Source organism: Vibrio sp. 10N.222.55.B11, assembly GCF_041473705.1.
Classification (GTDB): Bacteria; Pseudomonadota; Gammaproteobacteria; order Enterobacterales; family Vibrionaceae; genus Vibrio; species Vibrio crassostreae_C.
In genome coordinates, this window is record NZ_JBFRST010000054.1 from 1 (window position 1) to 2,726 (window position 2,726).

The window sequence follows — 2,726 nt, forward strand, 5'->3', positions numbered from 1 at the left end:
GCGCGCTCCGTGAACTCGTTTTGCATGTCCGCTAATTGACCACTGGCCTCAAACCCTTTCAGTCTTTGGTCAATCCACTCCAGCATGTCAATCTCACCGATGGGGAAGATAGGGGCCACTTGGCCCAAGTTCTTTCCAGCGGCATTTGTCGTTGCCAGTCCAGCGACCAAAAGAAAAAGGGGGGATTTAAGCGCTCGCCCCAATGGCTTGATTAAAGGCGTCAATGTCTTTGCCATAAAAGTGCCTGGAGGTTTGCTCAATGGCGCGCTCCAGTGAGTGGCCTTGTTTATAAAGATTTTCACAATACTCAAACTCCTTAGGCTCGGTTGAGAACATGGCGCGTTTCACCGGAGAGGCGAAAAAGCGGTGATAGGTGACATGGCCACCCGCTTTGATGCGCGCACTGCTGTATCCCGCTTCGGCAGACGGAGCGAAACTTTTAATGAGGCGCTGCTCAAACGGTGAGAAGGCATCCGGGTTTTGGATCAGATACTCATCAAACCCTTCCCCTTGACGAAGAATGATGTGGATATCGGAGTTGTTGTAGCAGGCTTTGGCTTCCTCGTTGCTAAAGAAGTCTTCAATCCCTTGAGTCACTGTACAAAAAGCGCCGCCGAACTTACGGGCGGTGCGATAACCGGTGTTGATGAACTCCCTCGCTTGCTCGTTTGCCCCAGAGAGGAGGCTCCAGGCTTCTTCAATGATGCACAGCTTTGGGGTAGAGCGAGAGCCAGCCAGGTACATCTGCTGGTTAATCGACACCATCAACGCAAAAATCACGGGTCTGAGCACAGCAGGCGGAAACCCATCCAGCTCCAGCGTGGTGATTTCCACACTGGGGTCGAGCATGGAGGGCTTGTTGAACACATCTTTGTACATGCCGTCGGTGCAGAACTTTTTCAGTTGCACCGCAATGTCTTTGATGCGTCGGTCGCTTTCTTCTCCAGCAATCTCAATCAAGGCGTCTCTGACATCATCCACCAAGGCTTGATTACCTTTACGCTCCCATGCCGTCACTATCGCATCGCCTAAGACGCTTTGTTGAAACGCCGTCAGTGGGACGTAGGGTGACGCGATGGTGGCAAACAACGCCGTGATATTATCGAGCGCTTCCATCATGGGGTCGACCGGTCTACCGTCATCATCCACAAACTCAAACTCAGCACTTTGCATGGCGCCTAAATGCGTGAAGGGATTTAAGAAGATGTTGGCGTGCGTCATGTACGTCCCCCCAAGGCTGAGCGTCAATTTTTTATAGCTGGCCCCTTTATCGAGGATCCACACTTTACCGCCCATGGCGTAAACCGTTTCGGCAATCTCTTGAACCAGAAAGCTTTTCCCTGCGCCTGAGCCTCCGGTCAGAGCGATATTTTGGTTATCACTGCCACAGGTGAAAGGGTTAAAGAAAGAAATTTGCTGGCGCATCGTGGGCAGCAATACGCCGCCTTTTAACTGACAAAAATCCATGATGAGAGGGAAGAGGTTCACCAGATTAGAGCTTTTTAACGTGCGAACTCGGCCGGCTTTTTTACAATCGCCCCACAACCCTTCGCTCATCATAAAAGGCAACGTTGAAAGCAGCGCTTGTGGCTGATTCATTTTCAGGGGAATGATATCAAGGCCAGCATGGCTGAATGACTCCTTCGCCGCTTGGGTGTCTTTTTTCTGGTGGGTCTTATCGGTAAACAGGGAGACCGTGAGTACCATAGACGCAATGGTAAACTCTTTAGACAACAGACCTTTTTGTAGGGCTTTTCGCTCTTTGAGCTCATCTTCCGCTGTTGGAGCCAGCAGCGCCATTTGGCTGTTCACCGTCTTGGTTAAGTCTTTTATCTTATTATCGTTATCCGCATTTTGCTTACCGGTTGGCTCATTACGAAAGCTCAACGTGACGCGGTGAGGGCAAGTGATATTACGAGAAACGTTGCGAAGAGAAGAAAAGGCCTCAGGTAAGGCGTACAAGCGATAATCCCCAGGCAGACGAGAAAGTCCCAAATTGACCAGCCGTGTGCGCACCTCCTCCCCTTGGTCATTGGTATGACGGGTGGCGATATGGCCACGATGCGTTAACGCTTCGGTATCGGGAGAGAGGGCTTGCAGGTTCAAAGGCTCTAACGGGTTGTAGCCTTTTTCCTTTGGCCGGTCTTGTCGTTTATCAAAGTTTAAGATATCACTCACATCGGTCAGCAACATCTCAGGCGTGACGGGCAGTAAATCAAAACCAAGCTGCGCCAGTCCTGTCTCTAGAGTCATTCGCGCATCAAGCAGCTCTTGTGGGTCTTTTTCCGTGGTGGAGACAAAAAAGAACGCGTCGTAATCGCGCAAATCAAAGCGATTGTTTTTTTGTCGGTGTAAAAAACCGTGCTGCGCGGCGTAGTGGGCGTAAATGGCGTCATCGTTAGCCAGCTTCTGGCAGATACCGCCTCGCTGACTGAGTAGAGCTTGGTTTCCTTCGAGATAGTGCGCCACTCGGTTGTGACCAAACAGCTGCACTTGATAGTCCCATTTATCCCCTGCAGGCAAATCCCCCATGAGGTGGCTTAACGACTGAATTAAATCGTCGTTAGCGCCCCCAAGGACACTGATTTTAAAGCCAAAACCGCGAGAGTGGGTATTGTCGAACACCCGCTCAATGGGATCGTAATCTCGATACGGCAGTTCATGGTGAAGGTGGTTTTGGGCTTGCTTGGCCTCTTGAAATAAGGCGGATAAGCCACTGCGTGAGG

General features: G+C 50.9%; 1 protein-coding gene and 1 pseudogene. Both read right to left on the minus strand.

Features of this window, described 5'->3' with window-relative positions; genetic code table 11:
* Window positions 1–236, minus strand: a pseudogene (locus AB4503_RS18840) (type-F conjugative transfer system protein TraW); the annotation flags it as partial.
* Window positions 187–2,726, minus strand: a 2,540-nt coding sequence (gene traC / locus AB4503_RS18845; RefSeq protein ID WP_372115550.1) for a type IV secretion system protein TraC, incomplete at its 5' end; no start/stop codon positions are given. The gene traC and the pseudogene AB4503_RS18840, both read right to left, overlap by 50 nt.